This window comes from Streptomyces sp. NPDC007905, assembly GCF_042959345.1.
Classification (GTDB): domain Bacteria; phylum Actinomycetota; class Actinomycetes; order Streptomycetales; family Streptomycetaceae; genus Streptomyces.
Window position 1 is genome coordinate 457,533 of sequence record NZ_JBIBKS010000002.1, and the last position, 24,002, is coordinate 481,534.

Consider the following 24,002-nt stretch of genomic DNA (forward strand, 5'->3'; position numbering starts at 1 on the left):
CACGGTCACTTCACGGCGTGGATGAGGAAATCGGCCCAGGCGGTGGAGGAGACGGTGAGAAGGGGGCCGTCGGGGTTCTTGGAGTCCCGTATGTGGATGGTGTGGGGGCAGGGGGCTACTTCGATGCAGTTGCCGCCGCCGCTGTCGCTGTAGCTGGACTTGATCCACCGAAGGGTGTCGGTACCGGTCATCGCTTCTCTCCTGCCAACCGTTCGACGAGGCCCAATGAGTCGTCGGGACTCAGAGCCTGTGCGCGGATCTTCGCATACCGGTGGGCGAGTTGGGACACCTCCGCCGGATCGCTGATCAGGATGCCCTGGTCCTCGACCTCCATGTAGACAACGTGCTCGTGGTCCTTGGTCACCACCAGCTTCATGCCGCCACGATCCCCGGCATACGTGCCCCGCAACCCCCGATCCATGGGGAGCACTTGAAGACAGACGTTGTCCCTCTGCGCGTCTTCCACCAGGGAGCGCAGTTGTCCTCGGAGCACCTCCCAGGAACCGAAGGGCCGTCTCAGCACGCTCTCTTCCAGGATCAGCTCGATCATCGGCACCGGGAGCCGGTCGAAGAGCGCCCTGCGAGCCAGTCGAGCCTCAACCAGTTCCTCGCGCTTCTGCTCGGTCACTGGTGGATATCCGCCACCGATCAACGCCCGCGCATACTCCTCCGTCTGGAACAGCCCGTCGACCACCAACGTCTCGTACGAACTGATCGTGACCGCTCCGGCCTCCAGTTCGGAGAAGCCCCGAAAGCGGGCCGGGTACTTCTCCAGGAGCATCCACCGCCGCGCCTTCTCGAAAACCCCCAACCCACCCCCGATCTGCTCCTCCAACGCCACCAGCATCTTGTCGCTGGCCGGCTGCGCACACGTTTCCATCGCGCTGATCGCGGAGCCCGTGTACCCGATCCGCTTGCCCAACTCGTCCTGGGTCAGCTTCTGCTGCTCGCGCAGTGCTTTCGCCAGGGCGGCGACGAGATGTGCCGTGCCGCCCGCCTCCACCTTGTTCTCCGCCCGCGCCATCGCGGTCACCCCCGGACTCAACCGAACTCAACCGGTCATCGGCTCTCCGCGTCGACTCCCGACCGTTCCGAAGGGTTGACGCAGAGTTATGGAAGACGGTAGCGGCCCCTGCTGACACTGGTCTCATGAATACGCAAAGTCACCCCGCCCTGGAATGGGTTCCCCCCACCGGCATCCAACTCCGCAAGGCGGGGGTCCAATTCGACGCCGTACGGCTCGACGGTGATCGTGGGCGCGAGGTCGCCGACCGGCTGGCGCGGATGACCGGAGGTGATCCGGGGCCGGTGGTCGAGTCGGGCAGCGGGCGGCGGTGTGTCTATTTCCTCGTGGCGGCCGGAAGCACCGCCCACCACGCCTGGCCGGAAGAGGTGACCCGGCTGACGAGTGGCCCGTACCGGGTCTGCTACATCCCGGTGCCCGCGCTGGAGGGGCAGACGTGGCCGCTGGCGTGGCGCTATCCGCCCACCGCGGCCGACCGTCTCGTCCACACGCTGCTGCTGCGCACGGCACTGGAGGCGGACCCGGTTGCCGAACCGCGCTGAACCGGAGGCGGACCCGGTTCCCCAACCGCGCCGACTTCTGCTCCGGGGCGGCCGGGTTCAGCTGAACACGATCATCGACCCCTGGGCCAGCGACCGCGTCGCCGCCGCGTGCAGGCCGAGCCACACGTGACGTTCGCGGGCGAAGGGGCTGGGGTCGAACGGCGCAGGGACGGCCGGTTCCTCCAAGTCGGTGGGGGAGGACGGCGGTTCCGGCGGCGTCGGCGGGTTGGCCGGGTCGATGCCGATCGACGGGGCCACGTACTCCAGCTCCCGCAGGAGGGACTGCGAGGAGCCCAGTGGGCCGCCCCCGGCGAGCAGCTCGTCGTTGGAGAGCGGGTGCGGGAAGTCGACGGGGACGTACGCGCCCGCGTGGTCGTAGTGCCAGACCAGGTGGGACTGCTGGGCCGTCGACTCGAACATCTCCAGCAGCTGCTCGTAGTCGCCGCCGAGTTCGTCCACCGGCGTCACCGGCAGCCCGCACACCTGGAGCAGGTAGGCACGGCGCAGGAAGTGCAGCGCGTCGTAGTCGAAGCCGGCCACCGGGGCGACCTCGCCGGACAGGCCCGGCATGTACTGGTACACCGGCACCGGCGGGAGCCCGGCCGAGGCCAGCGCGTCGTTGTAGTGCGCGAGTTCCTCGGCGAACGGGTTGTCCGGGGTGTGGCACAACACGTCGACGAGCGGTACCAGCCACAGATCACAGGCCAAAGAGAGCTCCTCGCATCGGCAGGCGCGCGTTCACGCACAGCAGCGGGTGGTCAGGGAAGGGTAGTCGGTGCGGCGCAGGCTCAGCTCCCCTTGTGCAGGTCCCATACCCAGACCCCGCCGGTCCACTTCCCCTCCCGGCCGGTCAGCTCCTTCAGAACCGTGCGCAGAGCGCCGTCGTTGGGCTGCGGGGCCAGCACCAGGGCGCCCGCCTTCCAGTAGGCGAAGTCCTGCTTGGCCTGCGCCCGCCAGTTCTTGCCGATCACCGGGACGACGCCGGTGTAGCGGACGTCCCGGAGCATGTTGGAGGTGAAGCGGGGGGCGGCGCCGTAGATGCCGACGCGCTGTTCGCCCCAGGGGCCGTTGAAGTAGCCGCCGGGCAGCCTGAAGCGCAGATGGGCCGCCGTCTGCCAGTGCAGGGCCTCGGCGGCGCCCGGGTCGGGCAGCGGCACCGGGACCAGCGTCTCGCCGTCATGGACGTACGACTTCCACGTCCCGTTCGTGAGGAACGCGGGTACCGCGACGCGCTCCGTGGACTTCAGGGGGGCCGGGATCAACGGGAGCAGTGCGAGGGTCACGCCCAGCAGGCCGATGTACTGGGTGCCCAGGTTCCGGGAGGCGGCGGCGCGGTCGACGGCGAGCGCGAGGAGCATGCCGAGCGCCGGTGCGCAGATCATCGCCACACGGCCCTCGATGACCGACTCGAACAGCGGCCTGTGGGCGAGCAGGGCCCACGGGCCGGGGTAGACGGTGTCGGTCAGCGGGATACGGACCTTCGGGCCGAGGGAGAGGACCGCCGCCGCCACCGCGGTGAACGCCAGCGCCTTGACCAGGGCGTGTTCCCACAGCCGTACGACGATCGCGAAGGCGACGGCGACCAGCGGCCAGCCGTAGAAGGCGTTCTGCTCGGTCGGGTTCAGCGACAGCGAGCCGGCGATCTCCGTGTCGCCCGCGATCAGGGAGCGTTCGGCGAAGGCGAGCAGGGACAGCGGGCTGTTGCCCGCGTTGTCCCCGTGCAGGATGCCCCGGTAGCTCTGCGGCCCGGCGAACTGCCAGTACAGCGCGTATGCCACCAGGGGCAGGCAGACGGCTCCGCCGACCAGCAGGCCCTTCAGCAGTGGCCGCCAGGCCGCCCTCGCCACATCCCGGCGTACGGCACCGTAGGCGGCCGCGAACAGGAGCATGCCGATCGACGCGAGCAGCAGGGGCTCCTCGCCGAGGAAGACCTGGTAGGCGGCCATCAAGCCGAGCACGATCCCGTCCCGGACCACCCGGGCGCCCGTGGCCAGGCGCAGGGTGCGGTCGATGATCAGCGGGATCATGAACAGGATCACGAAGTTCGGGTGCGCGTTGGCGTGGCTGACCATCGGGGGCGCGAAGGCCGCGAGGGACGCCCCGACGAAGGCAGCCGTCCGGCGTCGTACCACTCGCTTCACGATCAGCCAGTACCAGGCGCCCGCGGTGGCGGCCAGGCCCAGCGTCATGCAGAGGCTGAGGGAGGCGGCCGGGCCGAACAGCAGGGTGATCGGGGTGAACGGCACTGACAGGCCCAGCATCACCGTGTTGGCCATCAGGTTGACGCCGTCGGGGAAGCCCTGGAGGTCGGTGAAGAGCGGGTTGCGCAGATGGGCGACGCTGTCGGCGGTGACCGCGAAGAACCACTCCCACTGGTTCTGGTCCTGCATGGAGTCGGTCAGATAGCGGTGGGACGGGTCGAAGAAGCGGCCGGAGTACAGGGCCACCGACATGAGCAGGAAGAGGACGGTGGCGAGGAGGTCGGCGGGGCGCAGGGCGCGGGCCCTGATGCGGGCCAGGTCGGCGAGGACGCGGACGTAGTCGAGGGGGCCGACCTTGGAGCCGGGCCGGTGGCTCCAGCGGACCGGGACCTCGGCGACCGGCCAGCCGGCGCGGTGGAAGTGGTGCAGTACCTCCACGTCGATGCCCCAGCCGTCGAGGCGGGCGGCGCCGAAGGCCGCGCGGGCCCGGTCGCCCTCGAACAGCTTGAAGCCGCACTGGGTGTCCCGTACCCCCGGCACGGCCGTGCGGCGGATCAGGAAGTTCCCGGCGCGGCCCAGCAGCTCGCGCACCCGGTGCTGCCGGTCGGCTATCTCCGCGCCGGGCACCGACCGGGAGGCGATCGCCGCCGCGTTGCCCTCGCCGAGCTCCTTGTCCAGCCGCTCCAGCTCCTCGATGGGCGCGGAGAGGTCGGCATCGGTGATCAGGACGCGGTGCCCGCGGGAAGCGGCGACTCCGAGCCGCAGGGCATGGCCCTTGCCGCGGTTGCGGGGGCTGGCGACGAGCCGTACCCCGGGGTGGTCGAGTGCGCCGACCTCGCGGGTGCCGTCGGTCGAGCCGTCGTCGGCGACGATCACTTCCCAGGTGTCCCCGGTCCCGGCCAGATACCGGGTGACGGCTACCAGGGTGGGGCCGAGGCGCTGTTCCTCGTTGTAGGCGGGGATGACGACGGACAGGTCGACCGCCTCGGCTCCGCCTTCGGCCGGAGTGTGCCCACCCGCACCGTCCGTGCGGCTTGCGCGGTCGGACGGGCATGGCCCCTGTGGGGCGTACGCGCCGCCGGCGGCTCGCGGGTGGGGGATGGGAGCGGCTGTGGCGGGGGCGGGGCGATCCCCGGCGGGGTGGCCGCCCGAGGCGGTCGTGTGGGAGGCGGACGTGCGGGTCCGGCGGCCGCCCGCGGGTCGGTCCGGTTCGATGGCGGGTCCCGTCATTCCGCGGCCAGCCGTTCGACGAGGGCCAGGGAGTGCTCGTTGGCCGCCGCCACGATCGCGCGGGCGGTGTCGGCCTCGTGGCGGCCCAGGGCGTCGACCAGGTCGGTGTGCCCGGCCCACAGGCGGCCGCGTACGTCGGGCAGCCGGCGCAGGTACTGCACCGCGCACACCCAGGACCGCACCCGCAGCCGGTGCAGGAAGTCGGCGAGGTAGGGGTTGCCGAACAGGCCGCTCAGCTCGCGCCAGAACCGCAGGTCGTAGCCGATCAGCACGGTGAGGTCGCCGGCCGCCGCGGCCCGCTGCGCCTCCTCGCCGCGCCGGCGCACGGCCGCCAGGGCCGCCATCGTCCGAGGAGCCTGGGGGTCGAAGGCCGGGTGCCCGGTGCTGAGGCTCTGGAACATGCCGTCGGTGACCAGGGCACGGGCCTCGATCATGCCGCGGTAGTCGGCGAGCGAGTACTCGGGGACGCGGAAGCCGCGATGCTGGTCGGCCTCCAGGATGCCCTGCGCGGAGAGGTCGACCAGGGCCTCGCGGACCGGGGTCGCGGAGACGCCGTACTGGTCGGCGATCTCCTTGACGGTGAACGCCCGGCCCGGCGTGAGGCGCCCCGCCAGCACCTCGTCACGCAGCGCGTCCGCGATCTGCTGGCGCAGGGTGCTGCGCGTCACGGCGCCGTTGCCGGGCATCGTCCGGGCCTCTCCTCACACGTATGGGTGACGTACTCGCCATCTCTTACGAGCACGCCACCTTACGCGTTCGGGTTCCACCCACGGCAGCTGCGGCTCGGCTACACCGTGTACTCGTCGGCGACGCCCAGCGCCGTGTCCAGTGCCGCGAGACCCTCCTTCAACTCGGCCTCCCTCACGTTGCACGGCGGGACCACGTGCGTCCGGTTCATGTTCACGAAGGGCCACAGGCCGTGCTGCTTGGCGGCGGCCGTGAACCTGGCCATGGGGGCGTTCGCCTCGCCGGCCGCGTTGTACGGCACCAGCGGCTCGCGGGTCTCCCGGCTCTTCACGAGGTCCAGCGCCCAGAACATGCCGGTGCCGCGCACCTCGCCGACGCTCGGGTGCCGCTCGGCCAGCTCGGCGAGGGCGGGGGCGAGGACCGACTCGCCGAGCCGCTTGGCGTTCTCGACGACGCCCTCCTCCGCCATCACGTTGATCGTGGCGACGGCGGCGGCGCAGGCCAGCGGGTGCCCGGAGTAGGTGAGGCCGCCGGGGTACGGACGCTTGCCGAAGGTCTCCGCGATCCTCGGGGAGATCGCCACACCGCCGAGCGGCACATAGCCCGAGTTCACGCCCTTGGCGAAGGTCATCAGGTCGGGCACGACGTCGAACAGGTCGGCGGCGAACCACTCGCCGGTCCGCCCGAACCCGGCCATGACCTCGTCCAGGACGAAGACGATCCCGTACTTGTCGCAGAGCTCCCGGACCCCGGCCAGATAGCCGGGCGGCGGCACCATGATCCCTGCGGTGCCGGGGATGGTCTCCAGGATGATCGCGGCGACCGTGCCCGGCCCCTCGAAGGCGATCGTCGTCTCCAGGTGCTCCAGGGCCCGCGCGGTCTCCTGCTCCCGCGTCTCGGAGTAGAAGCGGGAGCGGTAGAGGAAGGGCGCCCAGAAGTGGACGACACCGGCGCTGCCATGGTCGGAGGCCCAGCGGCGCGGGTCACCGGTGATGTTCACCGCCTGCTGGGTGCCGCCGTGGTAGGAGCGGTACGCCGAGAGCACCTTCGGGCGGCCGGTGTGCAGCCGGGCCATGCGCACCGCGTGCTCGACGGCGTCCGCGCCGCCGTTGGTGAAGAAGATCTTGTCCAGATCGCCGGGCGTCCGCTCGGCGATCAGCCGGGCCGCCTCGGAGCGCGCCTCGACGGCGAACGCGGGCGCGAACGTCGTCATCGTCGCGGCCTGCTCCTGGATCGCGGCGACGACCTTGGGGTGCTGGTATCCGATGTTGGTGAAGACGAGCCCGCTGGTGAAGTCCAGGTACCGCTTGCCGTCGTAGTCCCAGAAGTACGACCCCTCGGCGCCGGCGACGGCGAGCGGGTCGATGAGGTCCTGGGCGGACCAGGAGTGGAAGACGTGCGCACGGTCCGCGGCCTTCACTGCGGCGCCGGCTTCGGGATGGGGCTGAGGGGTCATGCGGGCGAGCGTAGGTGTCCGCGGTACGGACGCGACATCGGCGTCCTGTTCCCCCTGCGGGGGGTTTCCGCGACAGGTTGTCGAAGGGGCGGGCGGCACCGCCCGGGCACCTGTCACCCGGCCGCTGTTACGGAACCGTAGACCCAGGTCCGCGCGACATCCCGGACGACCGCACTATTCTCGGTGCGTTGCAGACCTATGGGGGGGAAGGCGGCGCGGGGATGGAGAAGCTGGAACCGGGGGATCCGCTGGGGGTCCCCCCGGGCGTTCGGGCCACGGGGAGGATCGGGGCCTACCGGCTGCTGGCGCGGCTGGGCGCGGGCGGCATGGGGGAGGTGTACCTCGCCCGGTCGGACCGGGGGCGTACCGTCGCCGTGAAACTGGTCCGGGAGGAGCTGGCCGAGCAGGAGGAGTTCCGGGCGCGGTTCCGGCAGGAGGTGCAGGCGGCGCGGCGGGTCGGCGGCTACTGGACCGCGCCCGTGCTGGACGCGGACACCGAGGCCGCGGTGCCCTGGGTGGCCACCGGGTACGTCGCCGGGCCGAGCCTGCAGCAGGTCGTCGGGCACGATCACGGGGCGCTGCCCGAGCGGTCGGTACGGATCCTCGCGGCGGGGCTCGCGCACGCGCTGAAGGACATCCACGCGGCGGGGATCGTGCACCGGGATCTGAAGCCGTCCAACGTGCTGGTGACCATCGACGGGCCCCGGGTGATCGACTTCGGGATCGCGCGGGCGATGGAGACGCTGGCGGGGGACGGTCTGACGCGTACCGGGTCGCTGGTCGGGTCGCCGGGGTTCATGGCGCCGGAGCAGGTGCGCGGGGACCGGATCACGCCCGCGTGTGACGTCTTCTGCCTCGGGTCCGTGCTGGCCTACGCCTCCACCGGTGTTCTCCCCTTCGGGGGCGCGAACAGCGGGGTGCACGCGCTGATGTTCCGCATCGCCCAGGAGGAGCCGGATCTGGAGGGGCTGCCGGAGGGGATCGCGGACCTGGTCAGGGACTGCCTGAAGAAGGACCCCGCCGCCCGGCCGTCACTGGACCGGATCCTGGAGCGGACGGGGGCGGGGGACACGGTCGCCGGGGGGCGGTCCCGGGATCCCTGGCTGCCGGGCGCGCTGGTGGCGCAACTGGGCCGCCACGCCGTGCAACTCCTGGAGGCGGAGGACCCGGAGGGGACGCCGACCCCGCCCCAGGCAACGCCGGCCCCGCCCCGCCCCGTCCCGGCCCCGCGGCAAGCCGCATCCGCCGACGGCGAGTCCGCCCCCCAGGGGCCACCCGCAGCCGACGGCGAAAGCGGCACGGGTGATGCGCGGGGGAACCCACGCCCGGCCGAAGGACGGGTGGTGCCTCCCCACGTGCCCCCACCCGCGCCCGCCCCCGCACCGGTGAGCCCGCCTGCCTGGATCCACGAGCACGCACCCGCCCCCGACGACGTCCCCCCGCCGGTCAACCACCTTCCGACCATGGTCTCCGGGCAGGCACCGTCCCCCGGCACACCCGGCACACCCGGCACACCGCCGGGCGCACCCCCCGCCTCTCCCGCCTACGGAGCCCCGGGCCCCTACGGCTACCCCCAACAGCACCCCCAGCACCCCTCCGCCGCCTACGGCTACCCACAGCAGTCGTACAACCCCTACGGCGGCGCCCTCGGCTCCACCCCGCCCTACGGCCCGCCTCCCGTCGGCACGCCACCGGAGCCGGCGCGGAAGAACGGCCGCTCCACCGCGCTGCTCGTCGTGATCGCGCTGGTCGTGGCGCTGGGCGCGGGCGGCTCGGTGTACGCGCTGATGAAGCACGGAAGTGCCGACACGGCCGACGGGACGGTCAGCCCCGCGCCGACCGGCACCGCGACCGCGCCGGCCGACACCTCCCCGGCGCCCGCACCGACGACCTCGGCGCCGACCTCCGCCGCGCCCGCGGACGGCGTGATCCCGGACGCCTACCTCGGCACCTGGGAGACCACGATCGACAACGCCAACGGGTCCAACACCCGCCAACTCACCATCGAACAGGGGCAGACCGGCGACACGGTCCTCACGCTGGTCGCGGACGGCCCCACCGACGCAGGCGGCACGTACCACTGTGTCTTCGAGGCGAAGCTGACCGAACAACCGGGATCAGGCGGCCCGTTGGAGATCGGCCCGTCCACGGTCACCTCCGGTGAGCCCCGCTCGTCCTGCTCGCCGGGCGACGCCACCGAGGTCTCGCTGCTGTCGGACGGGCGGCTGAAGCGGGTGAAGAAGAGCGGTGGGGAGAGCCTGATCTACACCAAGCAGTGAGGTGAACTGCCCGGGCAGGACCCGGCTACCGGGGTTCCGGGGGCCGCTGTCGAGGCATGTTCGGGCGCGATCCGTTCGCGGGCGGCAGCGGAAACCTTCCCACGGGGGCACCGGACTCCGCCCGGGCCCCGGAAGCCACCGCCGCCTGGATCCCCAGCGGTGCCGGGCCCGTCCGGAACTCCACCATCCAGTCGGCCGTCTCCGTCCGCACCAGTTCCAGCACATCCTCCGAGAACCGCCGCAGCACCCCCAGGCACCGCTCGGCGGCCTCACTGGCCGTCCCCTCCGCGGGCCCCAGCACCTCGCGCACGCACTCCGACGCCCAGTCGAACTGCAGCACCTGGAGCCGCCGTTGCACGGCCTGTGCGGTGGCCACGTCCCTTATCCACCCGGAGGTCACCCCGAAGAACCGGTCGACCCCGACACACGCCACCGCGAGCACCAGCGCCAGATACCCCCACGGCGCCAGCCCGCCGACGGCCCCGGTCACATCCAGCAACGGCAGCGCCGCCCCGCACACCGCCCCCGCCGCCGCCCCGGCCCGCAGCGCCCGCGCCCCGCGCCGCTTCCACACCCGGTCCGCGAGATACCAGGCCGCCGTCTGCAGGGCCCCCCGCTCCACCCACCGGTACAGCTCGTCCAGCCGTTCGGCGGGCCCCCCCCAGTCCCCGAGCGGAAACTCCCGCCCGGTCAGATCGCCCGGCCGCAGCCCGGCCGCCCCCTCGCCCCACCCGTCCTGAGGCGGACCCTCGGGCTGCATCTCCGGCTGACCCACCCGGCACTCCCTACTGAACACGACACCGAACACGACACTGAACACGACATTGAAGACGACCGGTCACATTGCGTGACATTGCATGCCGACGCGCGGCACCCTTCCTACCGCCCAATGGGTGGCTCAGACGGCGCTTTCCTGACTTTTCCGCCCGGAAGGGGGCCTTGATCAGGTATAGAATCCTCTCCTTTCTCACTCGAAAGAGTGGCGGGGCGATGGCCGCGTAGACCACGTAGGCTCGTGCACAACGGAGAAACAACGGAGCAGTCGAAGAGCATCGACGAAACAGGAGCTGATCGTGATCCCCGGTGGTGGCCAGCCCAACATGCAGCAGTTGCTCCAGCAGGCCCAGAAGATGCAGGAGGACCTGCAGCGGGCGCAGGAGGAACTGGCGAACACGGAGGTCGACGGGCAGGCGGGCGGCGGCCTGGTGAAGGCCACCGTGACCGGCGCCGGAGAGCTGCGGGCCCTGAAGATCGACCCGAAGGCGGTGGACCCGGAGGACACCGAGACCCTCGCCGACCTGATCGTGGCGGCCGTACAAGCGGCCAACGAGAACGCGCAGACGCTCCAGCAGCAGAAGCTGGGCCCGCTGGCACAGGGCCTGGGCGGCGGCAGCGGCATTCCCGGCCTGCCGTTCTGACGTTCGCCACCCCCGCGAGACCGGTACCGCCTTCCGAGGAAAGGCGACAGCCAACTACCGTACGTACCGAAAGGTCTTAAGGAAGGGCAGTCCGTTGTACGAAGGCGTGGTCCAGGACCTCATCGACGAGTTGGGGCGGCTGCCCGGCGTCGGTCCCAAGAGCGCGCAGCGGATCGCCTTCCACATCCTGCAGGCGGAGCCGACGGACGTGAAGCGGCTCGCGCAGGCGCTCCTGGAAGTGAAGGCGAAGGTCCGCTTCTGCGCGACCTGCGGCAACGTGGCACAGGAGGAACTGTGCAACATCTGCCGCGATCCGCGCCGCGACCCCTCCGTCATCTGCGTGGTGGAGGAGCCGAAGGACGTCGTCGCGGTCGAACGCACCCGTGAGTTCCGCGGCCGCTACCACGTCCTGGGCGGCGCGATCAGCCCGATCGAGGGTGTGGGCCCCGACGACCTGCGGATAAGGGAGCTCCTGGCCCGTCTCGCCGACGGCACGGTCACCGAACTGATCCTCGCCACGGACCCCAATCTCGAAGGCGAGGCGACAGCCACGTACCTCGCCCGCATGATCAAACCCATGGGCCTGAAGGTCACCCGCCTGGCCAGCGGCCTCCCAGTGGGTGGCGACCTGGAATACGCGGACGAGGTCACCCTCGGCCGCGCCTTCGAGGGGAGACGACTGCTAGATGTCTGACGCCACGCTGCACGCCACTGCGCTGAACCCGGACGACTTCTCGGTCCAGATCGCCGACCAGGTTGAGAGCTTCCTGGTGGCCGTCACGGAGGTGGCGAAGGGCGACGAGCCCGCCTCGGCCGTCCCCTTCCTGCTCCTGGAGGTCTCCCAGCTCCTGCTGGCCGGCGGCCGCCTGGGTGCGCACGAGGACATCGTTCCCGACGAGCGCTACGAACCCGACCTGGGCCCCGAGCCGGACGTCGACCAACTGCGCGAGAACCTGGCCCGCCTCCTGGACCCCATCGACGTCTACTCCGAGGTCTTCGACCCCTACGAGCCGCGCACGGCCCCCGTACCGGCCCGTATCTCCGACGATCTCGCCGGCGTCATCACCGACCTCCGCCACGGCATGGCCCACTTCCGCTCGGGCCGCACCACGGAGGCCCTGTGGTGGTGGCAGTTCTCCTACTTCTCCAACTGGGGCCCCACGGCCTCCGCCGTACTGCGCGCCCTGCAGTCGGTCCTCATCCACGTCCGCCTCAACCAGCCCCTGGAAGAGCTCGACGGCCTCGACACCGACCAGGCGGTGGGCGACGAGACCCTGGAGTTCGAGGCGGGCAAGGTCATGGCGGAGGAGATCGGGGGACCGTTGGGGACGGGCCCCACCACGTAGCTCCCGCTCGGCCCGCCGACGTCCGGGTGGCGCGGCTGTGACCCGGGGCACTTTTCGCGTGGGGTGCCATGGGCTGGGCAGGTTCCGGAAGCGAGCGTCCGACGTCTCACCATGCGGGAGCAGGAGGGTGGATTTCGGACGCTCGTTAGACTGAGCCGACACAAACGAACCGAGCGAGGAGCGCACGTGGGCCTTGTCGTGCAGAAGTACGGAGGCTCCTCCGTAGCCGATGCCGAGGGCATCAAGCGCGTCGCCAAGCGGATCGTGGAAGCGAAGAAGAACGGCAACCAGGTGGTTGTCGTGGTTTCCGCGATGGGCGACACGACGGACGAGCTGATCGATCTCGCCGAGCAGGTTTCTCCGATGCCTGCCGGCCGGGAGTTCGACATGCTGCTGACCGCCGGAGAGCGTATCTCCATGGCGCTGCTGGCCATGGCGATCAAAAACCTGGGTCACGAGGCCCAGTCGTTCACCGGCAGCCAGGCAGGCGTCATCACCGACTCGGTCCACAACAAAGCCCGGATCATCGACGTCACGCCGGGCCGGATCCGTACCGCGCTGGACGAGGGCAACATCGCCATCGTCGCCGGGTTCCAGGGCGTCAGCCAGGACAAGAAGGACATCACCACGCTGGGGCGCGGCGGGTCCGACACCACGGCCGTGGCGCTCGCCGCCGCGCTCGACGCCGAGGTCTGCGAGATCTACACCGACGTCGACGGCGTGTTCACCGCCGACCCGCGCGTGGTGAAGAAGGCGAAGAAGATCGACTGGATCTCCTTCGAGGACATGCTGGAGCTGGCCGCGTCCGGTTCCAAGGTGCTGCTCCACCGCTGTGTGGAGTACGCCCGCCGCTACAACATCCCGATCCACGTCCGCTCGTCCTTCAGCGGACTGCAGGGCACGTGGGTCAGCAGCGAGCCGATTCAGCAAGGGGACAAGAAGGTGGAGCAGGCCATCATCTCCGGTGTCGCGCACGACACCTCCGAGGCCAAGATCACGGTCGTCGGCGTCCCGGACAAGCCGGGTGAGGCCGCCGCGATCTTCCGTACCATCGCCGATGCCGAGATCAACATCGACATGGTCGTGCAGAACGTGTCGGCCGCGTCCACCGGCCTGACCGACATCTCCTTCACGCTGCCGAAGACGGAGGGCCGCAAGGCCATCGACGCGCTGGAGAGGAACCGCTCCGGCATCGGCTTCGACTCGCTGCGCTACGACGACCAGATCGGCAAGATCTCCCTGGTCGGCGCCGGCATGAAGACCAACCCGGGCGTCACGGCCGCGTTCTTCGAGGCGCTCAGCGACGCCGGGGTCAACATCGAGCTGATCTCCACCTCCGAGATCCGCATCTCGGTCGTCACCCGCGCCGACGACGTGCCGGAGGCCGTGCGCGCCGTGCACACCGCCTTCGGGCTCGACTCCGACACCGACGAGGCCGTCGTCTACGGAGGCACGGGCCGCTGATGGCGCTGACCGGGAAGCCGACGCTCGCGGTCGTGGGAGCGACCGGAGCCGTCGGCGCGGTCATGCTCCAGATCCTGTCCCAGCGCGCGGACATCTGGGGTGAGATCCGTCTGATCGCCTCCCCGCGCTCGGCCGGCCGCAAGCTGGCCGTGCGCGGGCAGGAGGTCGAGGTCGTGGCCCTGACGGAGGACGCCTTCGCCGGGGTGGACATCGCCATGTTCGACGTGCCCGACGAGGTGGCCGCCGAGTGGGCGCCGATCGCCGCGGCGCGCGGTGCGGTGGTCGTCGACAACTCCGGCGCCTTCCGGATGGACCCGGACGTGCCCCTCGTCGTGCCCGAGGTCAATCCGCACGCGGTGCGGAGCCGGCCGCGCGGGATCGTCGCCAACCCCAACTGCACCACCCTGTCGATGATCGTCGCGCTGGGCGCGCTGCACGCCGAGTTCGGGCTGCGCGAGCTGGTGGTGTCGTCGTACCAGGCGGTGAGCGGGGCGGGCCGCGCGGGCGTCGAGACGCTGCGCGCCCAGCTGTCCCTGGTCGCCGGGACCGAGCTGGGGACCAAACCCGGTGACGTGCGGCGGGCCGTCGGGGACGACACCGGACCGTTCCCCGAGCCGGTCGTGCTGAACGTCGTCCCGTGGGCCGGGTCGCTCAGGGAGGACGGCTGGTCGTCGGAGGAGATGAAGGTGCGGGACGAGTCCCGCAAGATCCTCGGACTGCCGACCCTGCCGGTCGCCGTGACCTGTGTGCGGGTGCCGGTGATCACCACGCACTCGCTCACCGTCCACGCCCGTTTCCAGGGCGAGGTGACGGTCGACGGCGCCTGCGAGATCCTCGCCACCGCGCCCGGTGTGGTGCTCTGCGACGACCCCGCCGCCGGTGAGTTCCCCACGCCCGCCGACGTGGTGGGCACGGACCCGACCTGGGTCGGTCGGGTGCGGCGGGCGCTGGACGACCCGACCGCGCTCGAACTCTTCGTGTGCGGCGACAACCTCCGCAAGGGCTCGGCGCTCAACACCGCGCAGATCGCGGAGCTGGTGGCGGCGGAGATCGCAGGAGAGAATCCCGCCCGCGGATAAGACGCTTGTAGGCTCCATGTAAGAAATGTGGTCGGGAGCATGGTCCAAACCACTTGAACCGTGCTGCCCGGCAGCAGAGGATTTTCCTCCCCGCCCCCGCAACCACGCGGGAGGCGGGGAGCGTCTTTGCGGTCACCCTTGCGGGGCGTGAGACGTGAGGATCCTGGCGTGGGGACGCCGCGATCGGGGCGTGGGGGCGCCCGTTCAAATGGGATATAGGGGAAGAGCGGGACGCATGACGGCACTTAAGGCTCCGTCGGTTGTCGCACATGTGACGTCCGGCACGTACAACCTTATCGGGGGTGAACGTGTCCAACTGGCGTGGCAGAGGTACTCGAATTCACTGCGGCCCGCGGCACGGCCCTGCGGCCGCCCCGGCCGCGCCTTCCCGGCGGCATGCCGGTGATCGCGCCCATGCCCGCAGCGCGGCCCGCCCGCATACCCAGTCAGCGTGACGGCTCCGACGAGACCGAGGCGACCGCGACGACCGCGACGGCCTCGGACACCGTGGTCGCCGGCACGACCGTCGACCACCTCACCGAGACCTACCGGGCGCACTACCGCTCGCTGCTCGGCCTCGCGGCGCTCCTCCTCGACGACACCGCCTCCTGCGAGGACGTCGTCCAGGAGGCCTTCATCCGCGTCCACTCGGCCCGCAAGCGGGTCCGCGACCCCGAGAAGACGCTCGCCTACCTGAGGCAGACGGTCGTCAACCTCTCCCGGTCCGCCCTGCGCCGCCGCATCCTCGGCCTGAAGCTCCTCTCCAAGCCGATGCCCGACATGGCGAGCGCGGAGGAGGGCGCCTACGACCAACTGGAGCGCCGGGACCTCATCAAGGCGATGAAGGGCCTGCAGCGCCGCCAGCGCGAGGTCCTCGTCCTGCGCTACTTCGCGGACATGACCGAGGCTCAGGTCGCCGAGACGCTCGGCATCTCACTGGGCTCGGTGAAGGCGTACGGCTCGCGGGGCATCGCCGCCCTCCGGGTGGCCATGGAGGCACCGGTATGAGCGAGCGGACCGAAGGGGGCGATTCCGATGAGCGCCACTCCCACGAGCGCCATGAGCCCTACGCCTGGCACGAGCCGACGAAACAGAAGCAAGAGCACACGCAATCGCACGCTGGGAACGGAACTGTGAACCACGGCCCCGACGAAAAGGGCCCCGAGGGGCTCGGCCCGCTCGGTGACGGGCTCGACTCGGACGAGCTGGACCTGCGCCGGATGCTGCATTCGGCGGTCGACGACATCGAACCGCGTCACGGCACGCTGGACCATCTGCGCCGAGCCGTGCCCGCCCGACGGGCCCGCAAGCGCCAGGCCGTCGTCGGCATGGCGGCCGCCGCGCTGTTCATCGGCACCGCGATCCCCGCCCTGATCCACGTCTCGAACTCCGGCGGCACCGACCCCAACACCGCCATGGCCGGGCAGACCTCCCAGGCACAGGGCGGCGCCACCCAGGGCAAGGACCCGGACGGCGGCTCCAGCAGCGCCGGCGGCTCGCCCGGCACGAACCCCGGGCACGGCAAGGACAGCGGCAGGACCGGCGAGCACGGCAAGACCGGCGGCGACGGCACCGGCTCGTCCGCCGGCGCCGACCCGTCCTCCACCGCGGCCACGGGCGCCCCGCTGTGCACGACGGCCCAGCTGGGCTCCGCCACCCAGAGCGTCGACGCCCCGGACTCCGCGGGTGTCGTCTACGGCACTTTCCGCGTCACCAACACCTCCGGCACCGCCTGTACCGTCGGCGGCGCGGGCACGGTCGGCGTCTCGGCGCAGGGGGCCGCCGATCCCGCGAAGGTCGCCAGCGCCCGGCACATGTCGGGGGACGCGGCGGCCGGTCTGCCCGACCCCTCCCAGGAGGTCGCCACGCTGGTCCTGCAGCCGGGCTCGGCGTACGAGGAGAAGTTCGCCTTCGTGCCCTCCGAGACCTGCCCCACCACCGGCGGCAGCAACACCGGCGGCACGGACAGCGGCGGCCCCTCGCCCGACCCGACCCCCACGCAGGACGCCAGTTCCACCGGCTCCGGCGGGGGCACCGACACCGGCGGCACGGAGGGCACCACCACCCAGCTCGTCACCGAGGACGGCGTGCCGGCCGACGGCAGCGTCCTCGTCACCCACACCGCCCAGGCAGGCTCGACGGTGTCGGCGACGGTCTCCAACGCGTGCGCCGGGACGGTGTACTACACCGGGGTGCTCGTGGGGGCGTAGGCCTCGGACGGTGGGCGCAGGCCTCAGACGGTGGTCGGAGCGGAGGCGTTGCCGTGCTCCTGGTCCTGCTCCTGGTCCTGCTCAGGCACCAGGCCGAGCGCGGCGTCCCGCTGGAACTCCACCTCGCGGCGCAGCAGCCGGAACCACATGAAGACCACGAAGCCCGCGAAGACGAACCACTCCCCGGTGTAGCCGAGGTTCTGGAAGGCCTTCAGGTCGAGACCGGTGCCGTCCGGTGCGCTCGCGGGCACGGCCCTCATCCCGGCGTCGGCCCGGTCGAGGGTGACCCAGGCGTCGTACAGCTGGTACGGCACCAGGTTCACCAGCGAGGCCGAGCTGATCGCGCCCGTCTGCCCGGCGGGCAGCCCGCCCTGGGCGCTGACCCCGTTGTCCCCCGGGGTCTCGGAGGCCTGCAGCGCACCGGTGACGGTGACCTCGCCGGCCGGCGGGGCGGGTGCCTTCGCCGGATCCGCCGTGCCGGGCAGCCAGCCCCGCACCACGGGGAGGGCCTTGCCGGAGTCGGTGCGCAGCAGCGTCAGCACGTAGAAGCCGCGCTTGCCGTCCAGTTCCCGGCCCGGCACGAGGAGTTGCTTGCCGTACCGGCCGCTCGCCGTGACCCGCCGTCCCGAGGTGCTCTTGTCCACGGGCAGCATCCCGGCCAGCGGCCGCGCCCGCTCGTGCCGGTCGGAGGCGGCCTGCTCGGTGGCGGCGCGGTGTTCCTGCACCCGCCCCTCGAACCGGCTCAGCTGCCACGACCCCATGAAGACGCAGAACGGGATGGCGAGCAGCACGAAGACGTTGATCCCCCACCAGCGGGGTGTCAGCAGAAACCGGTACACGCCCTCAACGGTACGGCGCCCGTGCCGGGGGCTCGGCCCGGGGTCCGTCCGTGACGGCCCGCGGTGAGTGGACGAGCGGGATGCGCCGGGGTCCTCGCGCCGGCCCTCGGGGGCGGACCGGAGCGCGGCCGGGCGGCCCGGAGTACGGGCCGGGCGCCCGGGGCGGCCCGGGTGCTCGGGGCGGCCCGGGTGCCCGGGGGGTGGACATGTGTGCGGACTCGGTGGTCATGGTCGGGAAGTTGTCCACAGGCTGGGTGCACACGCCAGCGCATTGTCGGTGGGACCAGGCAGTATGGGCGCATGACTGGGGCCAAGAGTGAGAGCAGGACGCCGGACACACCGGACATGCCGGACTGGGAGAAGCGCTTCAGGGCGCCGCGGGTCTCGCTGCCCGACTGGGCGGAGGACGCACCGGACCGCTCCCTGTTCGTGTCGAACGCGACGGGCACGTACGAGCTGTACGCCTGGGACCGGGCGACGGGCGGCCAGCGGCAGGCGACGGACCGGCCGAACGGCACGACGGACGGCGTGCTCTCCCCGGACGGCGCCTGGATCTGGTGGTTCGACGACAAGGACGGCGACGAGTTCGGCGTCTGGCGCCGCCAGCCCTTCGGGGGCGGTGGGGACGAGACGGCCGTGCCCGGCCTCGACCCCTCCTACCCGGCAGGCCTGGCCCTGGCCCGCGACGGCCGTACGGCGGTGGTCGGCCGCTCGACCGACGAGGAGGGCACCACGATCCACCTCGCGCGCGGGGGCGACGACCCGGTCGTGATCTACCGGCACCGCGAGTCGGCGGGCGTCGGCGACCTCTCCCACGACGGCTCCCTGATCGCGATCGAGCACACCGAGCACGGCGACGCCATGCACGCCGCCCTGCGCGTGCTGCGCCCGGACGGTACGACGGTCGCCGAGCTGGACGACACCAAGGGCGGCACCGAGGAACTGGGCCTCGAGGTGCTGGGCTTCGCCCCGGTCGACGGCGACACCCGGCTGCTCATCGGCCACCAGCGCCGCGGCCGCTGGGAGCCCCTGGTGTGGAACGTGGCGACCGGCGAGGAGACGGACCTGTCCCTCGACCTCCCCGGCGACGTCAGCGCCGAGTGGTACCCCGACGGCAGCGCCCTCCTCATCGCCCACAGCCACGAGGCCCGCAGCGAGCTGTACCGCTTCGACCTGGCCGGGCGCGACCTGACCCGCATCCCCACCCCGCCGGGCACGGTCTCCGGGGCGACGGCCCGCCCCGACGGCAGCGTGGAGTACCTGTGGTCGTCGGCCGCCGAGCCGCCCGTGGTCCGCTCCACCTCCGGCGGGGTCGTGCTGGACCCGCCCGGCATGAAGTGCCCGCCCTCGGTGCCGGTCGAGGACGCCTGGGTGGAGGGCCCCGGCGGCCGCATCCACGCCCTGATCCAGAAGCCCGCCGGCGCCACCGGCCCGCTCCCCACGGTCTTCGACCTGCACGGCGGTCCGACCTGGCACGACAGCGACTCCTTCGCCGCGGGGCCGGCCGCCTGGGTGGACCACGGGTACGCGGTGATCCGCATCAACTACCGCGGCTCCACGGGGTACGGCCGCGCCTGGACGGACGCCCTGAAGCACCGGGTGGGCCTGATCGAACTGGAGGACGTGGCGGCGGTCCGCGACTGGGCCGTCTCCTCCGGCCTCTCCGACCCCGCCCGCCTGGTCCTCACCGGCGGCTCCTGGGGCGGCTACCTCACTCTCCTCGGCGTCGGCACCCAGCCGGAGGCATGGGCGGTGGGCGTCGCGGTCGTTCCGGTCGCGGACTACGTCACCGCGTACCACGACGAGATGGAGTCCCTGAAGGCCATGGACCGCACCCTGCTGGGCGGCACCCCGGAGGAGGTCCCCGAACGCTTCGAGGCGTCGTCTCCGCTCACCTACGTCGACCAGGTCAAGGCCCCGGTGTACATCTCGGCGGGTGTCAACGACCCACGCTGCCCGATCCGCCAGATCGACAACTACGTCAAGCGCCTGGAGGCACGCGGCGCGGTCCACGAGGTGTACCGCTACGACGCCGGCCACGGCTCACTCGTGGTCGACGAGCGCATCAAGCAGGTGAGACTGGAGATGGAGTTCGCGGAGAGGCACTTGGCGGGGGCGTAGGGGGCGTAGGGGGCGTAGGGAATTCCACCCGGCCCACCCACGGCCGAGACCAGCCCACCGCAGCGGGCGGGGGTGCTTTTCAGCCGGCCGAGACGGGTGGGCGGGTTCGGAAACGTGTGGGCGGGTTCGGAAACGGTGGTCCAGGGGGCGGGGCCCCTGGGGGTCAGCCCAACTCGGCCAGCCCCCTGCGAGTAGCGGCAACCACCACCCGGTCCCCCTCACCCAGCACATGATCCCCGGGCACCTCAGCACGCCCCTCCAACGCCAGCACCCGCCAGGCGCCGGCCCGAAACGCCTCCCCCACGGTCCGCCCCTCCAACTCCGGATGCCCAGCCACCTCGACCGAGGCGAACAGCAACACCCGCCGCTCCACGGGAATCGCCCCCAGCACCTGCCGCCCCAGCATCGCCCCCGCGAACGCCGGCGCGGCGAGGTGCGACACACTCCGGCTCCGAGTGGACGCCTGCGGATGAGCGGCCCGCAGCGTCCGGTACACCGCCGTGGCGAAGTCGTCGTCGTACAGCCGTAGCACCACCCGCAGATCCGGCCGCACGGACCGCGCGTACAGCACGGCCTCCAGATTCGTCGTGTCCGCGCTGGTCACCGCGAGCAGCGCATCCGCCCGATGGATCTTCGCGGCCTCCAGCACCCCCTCCTGCGTCACATCCCCCAGCACCACCGGCACCCGAAGCCGCCGCGCGGTCGCCAGCCCCCGCGCCTCCGGGTCGGACTCCACACACACCACGGGAACGCCCAGCTCCCGCAGCCGCGTCAGCACCCTCGTGCCGATCTTGCCGAGCCCGAGCAGCACCACATGCCCGCCCAGGCCGCGCGGCGGCTTCCGCAGCGCGGAGGCGGTCCGGAAGGTGCCGAGCGCCTCGAGCACCGCAGCCAGCAGCACCGGCAGCAACAGCAACCCGACCAGCCCGGAGAGGAGTTGGAGGATCTGCCGTCCGACGGGCGCCCCGATCGCCGGGTTGTCGATCGCGAACAGATCCAGCAACGTGAGATAGAAGGCCCCCAGCGGATGGATGTCGCTGACCACCCACAGCGCCACGGCGAGCGCGACGACACACCCCACCATCCCGGCCAGCGACCACCGCAGCCGCCGCGAGAAGAGGGAGGCGAGCGGCGGTACGCCCCCCACCCCGCGCCCGGACGCGGCCGACGCCGGCCCACCGGACGCGGACGACACCTGCTCCAGCACCACGGCGGCCCGTCCTGCCGCCTGCCGTACCTCCTCGTCGTCCGGCAGCAGCCGGGGCTCCTGCTCCGCGCCGCCCCCGGACCGGCCCGCCCCGGCGGTATCCGGGCCGGCGGCCGAGAGCAGGGCCAGGGTGCACAGCCCCCCGGCGACCTGTCCGTCCGCGGAGGGCGGCCGTTCCACGGCCCGCAGCAGCAGGCTGTCGGTCTGTACGACCTTGGTGGTGCCGGCGACGGCGGCGGCGGCCAGCGCGGGCGCGGCGGTGTCGGCGTCGGACAGCACGGTCGTGGACGCCTCCGGGCCCTCCGCCGTCCCCTCTCCGGAAGCCAACGCGGCCGCTTGGTCGAGGAGTTCCTCGATGTGCTGGCCCAACCGCCGGTTGTAGAGCCGCAGGACGAGCCGGAGGCGCGGGTTGAGCCGCCGGGCGGTCAGGGCGGCCCGGATGTTGGTCTCGTCGTCGTCATGGACGAGTGCCAGCGCGGCGGCCCGCTCCACCCCGGCCTCGGCGAGCACGGCCTCCGTGAGATCGGCGGCCTCCCACACCCGCTCGCCGTCGACCCTGTTGCCATTACCGCCGCTACCGCCGCTACCGCCGGCCCCGGCCGTGCCATTGCCGCCGTTGCCGCCGCCCCGTCCGACGGCGGCGCTGACCATTCGGTCGAGCAGCGCGGCCGAGGCGGCCCGGGCCCGCCCGACCACCGGGGGCCGCGCCGTGCGCCCGTCGGGCGGCACCACGAGGGTGACCTGCTCACCGTGGACTCCGCGCAACTCGGCGGCCAGCCGGTGCGCGAGCCCGTCGTCACCGCACACCACCATGTGCGCCGGTGCGCTACTGGGCCCACCCTGATACGGAACGCTCGCCACGAGGGGAAAGACTGCCCCAAGGAGACCGGTGGTTCCAGCAAGCGCGTGAACACCCGTGCCCTCGACCGCGTATGGATGGGGAGGCAGAGGGAGCACACAGCCGGAGGTACCCACCCGTGGCCATCACCGAAGACGCCCTGCCCGGCGCCGCCGAGCGGGACCCGGCGCGCCTGTCCGGCGACGGGCCCGGCGAGCGGCCCGGACGGGAGGGCCAGGAGGACCGCGAGGGCAGGGAGGGCCGGGAGGTCCGGGAAGGCCATGAGGTCCGGGAAGGCCATGAGGTCCGGGAAGGCCATGAGGACCGGGAAGGCCATGAGGACCGGGAAGGCCAAGAGGGCCATCGGGGTCGCGAGAGCCGGGAGGGCCGGCATCTCAGCTCCCCGCTGGTCCTCACCATGATCCTGCTGCTGGCGGTGCTCGCCCAGTCCCCGATCCGCGGGGCGCTCGGCACTCCGCTGATGCAGAGCTGGATGACGGTGTTCGTGGCCGTGACGGTCCAGGCGCTGCCCTTCCTCGTCCTGGGGGTCCTCCTCTCGGCGGCGATCGCCGTCTTCGTCCCTCCCTCCTTCTTCGCCCGTGCGCTCCCGAGCCGTCCCGCGCTGGCCGTACCGGTCGCCGGGATGGCGGGCGCGGTGCTGCCGGGCTGCGAGTGCGCCTCGGTCCCCGTCGCGGGTGCGCTGGTGCGCAGGGGCGTGACCCCGGCGGCGGCCCTGGCCTTCCTGCTCTCCGCCCCCGCGATCAACCCGATCGTCCTGACCGCCACCGCCGTCGCCTTCCCCCGCAATCCGGAGATGGTCCTGGGCCGGTTCCTCGCCAGCCTTCTCGTGGCCTGCACGATGGGCTGGCTGTGGCAGCGCCTGGGCCGTACGGACTGGCTGCGGCCGCCGGCCCACGGCGCGCACGAGGGCGCGACCAAGGGTGAGGCGTTCTGGAACTCGGTCCGGCACGACACCATGCACGCGGGCGGCTTCCTGGTGCTGGGCGCGATGGCCGCGGCCACACTGAAGGCGGTGGCCCCGGCGACCTGGCTGCGCACGGCGGCCGACAACCCCCTCTTCTCCGTCCTCGCCCTCGCCGTGCTCGCCGTACTCCTGTCCATCTGCTCGGAGGCGGACGCGTTCGTCGCGGCCTCCCTCACCCAGTTCTCCCTGACGGCCAAGCTGGTGTTCCTGGTGGTGGGCCCGATGATCGACCTCAAGCTCTTCGCGATGCAGGCGGGCACCTTCGGCCGTTCCTTCGCGCTCCGCTTCGCCCCCGCCACCTTCGCGCTGGCCATCGCGGGGGCGGTCCTGACCGGGGCGGTGCTCCTGTGAACCGCCAGGCCCAGGCGGCGGTCATGTTCCTGCTCGGCGCGGCCCTGCTGCACGCGGGCGCCACCGACTTGTACCTGCGCTACGTCAAGGCGGGCCTGCAGCCGCTGCTGCTGGCGTCGGGCGGGGTCCTGATCGCGGCGGCCGTGGCGACGGCGTGGTACGAGCGCAGGCGTGCCAAGGCGGCCCAGCGTGCCGAAGGGGACCACTCCCACCCCGAGCCCCGCATCTCCTGGCTCCTTGTCCTCCCGCTCCTCTCCCTCATCCTCATCGCCCCGCCGGCCCTGGGTTCCTACAGCGCGCTGCGCAGCGGCACGGCCCTGCAACAGCCGTACGGCTACGGGAAGTTGTCCTCGGCCGACCCGGTACCGCTCAGCGTGGTCGACTACGCCTCCCGCGCGGCCTACGACCACGGGCGTTCCCTGCACGGCCGCCCGGTCCGCGTCACCGGCTTCCTCGCCCTGGACCGCACCGGGGCGCCCTATCTGGTCCGCATGGCCCTCAACTGCTGTGCGGCGGACGCCCAGCCGGTGAAGATCGCCCTGACCGGCAAGCTGCCCCCGGTCCTGCAGCCGGACGCCTGGCTGGAGGTCACGGGCACCTACAGTCCCGGGCTGACCCATGACCCGGTCAACAACGGCCCGATCCCGTACCTGTCGGTCACCTCGGCTGAACCCGTACCGACCCCGCACGACCCGTACGACGAGACCTGGAACAACTGAGGCGGC

Annotated in this window: 21 protein-coding genes; 12 read left to right on the forward strand and 9 right to left on the reverse strand. The window is 72.0% G+C overall.

What is annotated here, in order from left to right; all coding sequences use genetic code 11:
* Positions 1-5 precede the first annotated feature (5 nt).
* Positions 6-191 carry a DUF397 domain-containing protein gene (locus ACFZDC_RS05810; protein ID WP_391320471.1) on the reverse strand — a complete coding sequence of 62 codons (186 nt, stop codon included), beginning with the start codon at positions 189-191 and terminating at the stop codon, positions 6-8.
* Positions 188-1,033 (reverse strand): Scr1 family TA system antitoxin-like transcriptional regulator, encoded by an 846-nt coding sequence (locus tag ACFZDC_RS05815; RefSeq protein ID WP_391320473.1) that lies wholly within the window; start codon positions 1,031-1,033, stop codon positions 188-190. Before ACFZDC_RS05815 ends, ACFZDC_RS05810 begins: the two co-directional genes overlap by 4 nt.
* A 116-nt stretch (positions 1,034-1,149) precedes the next feature.
* Between ACFZDC_RS05815 and ACFZDC_RS05820 the strand changes: the two genes are divergently transcribed.
* Positions 1,150-1,566 carry a hypothetical protein gene (locus ACFZDC_RS05820; RefSeq protein WP_391320475.1) on the forward strand — a complete coding sequence of 139 codons (417 nt, stop codon included), beginning with the start codon at positions 1,150-1,152 and terminating at the stop codon, positions 1,564-1,566.
* Between the two features lie 57 nt (positions 1,567-1,623).
* On the opposite strand, the gene ACFZDC_RS05825 is transcribed toward ACFZDC_RS05820, so the two are convergent.
* The 4 genes from ACFZDC_RS05825 to ACFZDC_RS05840 form a co-directional block, all read right to left on the reverse strand.
* Positions 1,624-2,274, reverse strand: coding sequence for a hypothetical protein (locus ACFZDC_RS05825; protein WP_391320477.1), 651 nt, complete (start codon positions 2,272-2,274; stop codon positions 1,624-1,626).
* 80 nt (positions 2,275-2,354) lie between these two features.
* On the reverse strand, positions 2,355-4,997 hold the full coding sequence (locus tag ACFZDC_RS05830) for a glycosyltransferase (RefSeq protein ID WP_391320479.1): 2,643 nt from the start codon (positions 4,995-4,997) through the stop codon (positions 2,355-2,357).
* The gene (locus tag ACFZDC_RS05835; protein WP_391320481.1) at positions 4,994-5,683 is read right to left on the reverse strand and encodes a GntR family transcriptional regulator; all 690 of its coding nucleotides are present in this window, start codon (positions 5,681-5,683) and stop codon (positions 4,994-4,996) included. The genes ACFZDC_RS05830 and ACFZDC_RS05835 overlap by 4 nt, the downstream gene beginning before the upstream one ends.
* Before the next feature lie 101 nt (positions 5,684-5,784).
* Positions 5,785-7,140 carry an aminotransferase class III-fold pyridoxal phosphate-dependent enzyme gene (locus tag ACFZDC_RS05840; protein ID WP_391320483.1) on the reverse strand — a complete coding sequence of 452 codons (1,356 nt, stop codon included), beginning with the start codon at positions 7,138-7,140 and terminating at the stop codon, positions 5,785-5,787.
* A gap of 221 nt (positions 7,141-7,361) precedes the next feature.
* On the opposite strand from ACFZDC_RS05840, the gene ACFZDC_RS05845 reads away from it, so the two are divergent.
* Positions 7,362-9,419: a protein kinase gene (locus ACFZDC_RS05845; RefSeq protein WP_391320714.1), complete on the forward strand. Its 2,058-nt coding sequence runs from the start codon at positions 7,362-7,364 to the stop codon at positions 9,417-9,419.
* 25 nt (positions 9,420-9,444) lie between these two features.
* On the opposite strand, the gene ACFZDC_RS05850 is transcribed toward ACFZDC_RS05845, so the two are convergent.
* Complete coding sequence (locus tag ACFZDC_RS05850) at positions 9,445-10,194, reverse strand: SLATT domain-containing protein (RefSeq protein WP_391320485.1); 750 nt, start codon at positions 10,192-10,194, stop codon at positions 9,445-9,447.
* 298 nt (positions 10,195-10,492) lie between these two features.
* Here ACFZDC_RS05850 and ACFZDC_RS05855 point away from each other — a divergent pair, with 298 nt between their 5' ends.
* The 7 genes from ACFZDC_RS05855 (at position 10,493) to ACFZDC_RS05885 (ending at position 16,936) form a co-directional block, all read left to right on the forward strand.
* Positions 10,493-10,837: a YbaB/EbfC family nucleoid-associated protein gene (locus ACFZDC_RS05855; protein WP_391320487.1), complete on the forward strand. Its 345-nt coding sequence runs from the start codon at positions 10,493-10,495 to the stop codon at positions 10,835-10,837.
* 94 nt (positions 10,838-10,931) lie between these two features.
* On the forward strand, positions 10,932-11,531 hold the full coding sequence (recR, locus tag ACFZDC_RS05860) for a recombination mediator RecR (protein WP_067004569.1): 600 nt from the start codon (positions 10,932-10,934) through the stop codon (positions 11,529-11,531).
* Positions 11,524-12,183, forward strand: coding sequence for a DUF5063 domain-containing protein (locus ACFZDC_RS05865; RefSeq protein WP_391320488.1), 660 nt, complete (start codon positions 11,524-11,526; stop codon positions 12,181-12,183). The genes recR and ACFZDC_RS05865 overlap by 8 nt, the downstream gene beginning before the upstream one ends.
* 186 nt (positions 12,184-12,369) lie before the next feature.
* The gene (locus ACFZDC_RS05870; RefSeq protein ID WP_391320490.1) at positions 12,370-13,647 is read left to right on the forward strand and encodes an aspartate kinase; all 1,278 of its coding nucleotides are present in this window, start codon (positions 12,370-12,372) and stop codon (positions 13,645-13,647) included.
* On the forward strand, positions 13,647-14,726 hold the full coding sequence (locus ACFZDC_RS05875; RefSeq protein WP_391320491.1) for an aspartate-semialdehyde dehydrogenase: 1,080 nt from the start codon (positions 13,647-13,649) through the stop codon (positions 14,724-14,726). Before ACFZDC_RS05870 ends, ACFZDC_RS05875 begins: the two co-directional genes overlap by 1 nt.
* Before the next feature lie 321 nt (positions 14,727-15,047).
* A complete protein-coding gene (locus ACFZDC_RS05880) occupies positions 15,048-15,734 on the forward strand; it encodes a SigE family RNA polymerase sigma factor (RefSeq protein WP_391320493.1) in 687 nt (228 codons plus the stop codon).
* A gap of 125 nt (positions 15,735-15,859) precedes the next feature.
* Positions 15,860-16,936, forward strand: a complete 1,077-nt coding sequence (locus ACFZDC_RS05885) for a hypothetical protein (RefSeq protein ID WP_391320495.1) — start codon at positions 15,860-15,862, stop codon at positions 16,934-16,936.
* 23 nt (positions 16,937-16,959) lie between these two features.
* Here the strand turns inward: ACFZDC_RS05885 and ACFZDC_RS05890 are convergent, their stop codons facing one another.
* A complete protein-coding gene (locus tag ACFZDC_RS05890; protein ID WP_391320497.1) occupies positions 16,960-17,775 on the reverse strand; it encodes an SURF1 family cytochrome oxidase biogenesis protein in 816 nt (271 codons plus the stop codon).
* Between the two features lie 300 nt (positions 17,776-18,075).
* On the opposite strand from ACFZDC_RS05890, the gene ACFZDC_RS05895 reads away from it, so the two are divergent.
* Complete coding sequence (locus tag ACFZDC_RS05895) at positions 18,076-19,896, forward strand: prolyl oligopeptidase family serine peptidase (protein WP_391320499.1); 1,821 nt, start codon at positions 18,076-18,078, stop codon at positions 19,894-19,896.
* Between the two features lie 163 nt (positions 19,897-20,059).
* Here the strand turns inward: ACFZDC_RS05895 and ACFZDC_RS05900 are convergent, their stop codons facing one another.
* On the reverse strand, positions 20,060-21,916 hold the full coding sequence (locus tag ACFZDC_RS05900; RefSeq protein WP_391320716.1) for an NAD-binding protein: 1,857 nt from the start codon (positions 21,914-21,916) through the stop codon (positions 20,060-20,062).
* A 164-nt stretch (positions 21,917-22,080) separates the two neighbouring features.
* Here ACFZDC_RS05900 and ACFZDC_RS05905 point away from each other — a divergent pair, with 164 nt between their 5' ends.
* Both ACFZDC_RS05905 and ACFZDC_RS05910 read left to right on the forward strand, forming a co-directional pair.
* The gene (locus ACFZDC_RS05905; RefSeq protein ID WP_391320501.1) at positions 22,081-23,277 is read left to right on the forward strand and encodes a permease; all 1,197 of its coding nucleotides are present in this window, start codon (positions 22,081-22,083) and stop codon (positions 23,275-23,277) included.
* Entirely contained in the window at positions 23,274-23,996 is a 723-nt protein-coding gene (locus ACFZDC_RS05910; RefSeq protein WP_391320503.1) for a TIGR03943 family putative permease subunit, read from the forward strand. Before ACFZDC_RS05905 ends, ACFZDC_RS05910 begins: the two co-directional genes overlap by 4 nt.
* Positions 23,997-24,002 lie beyond the last annotated feature (6 nt).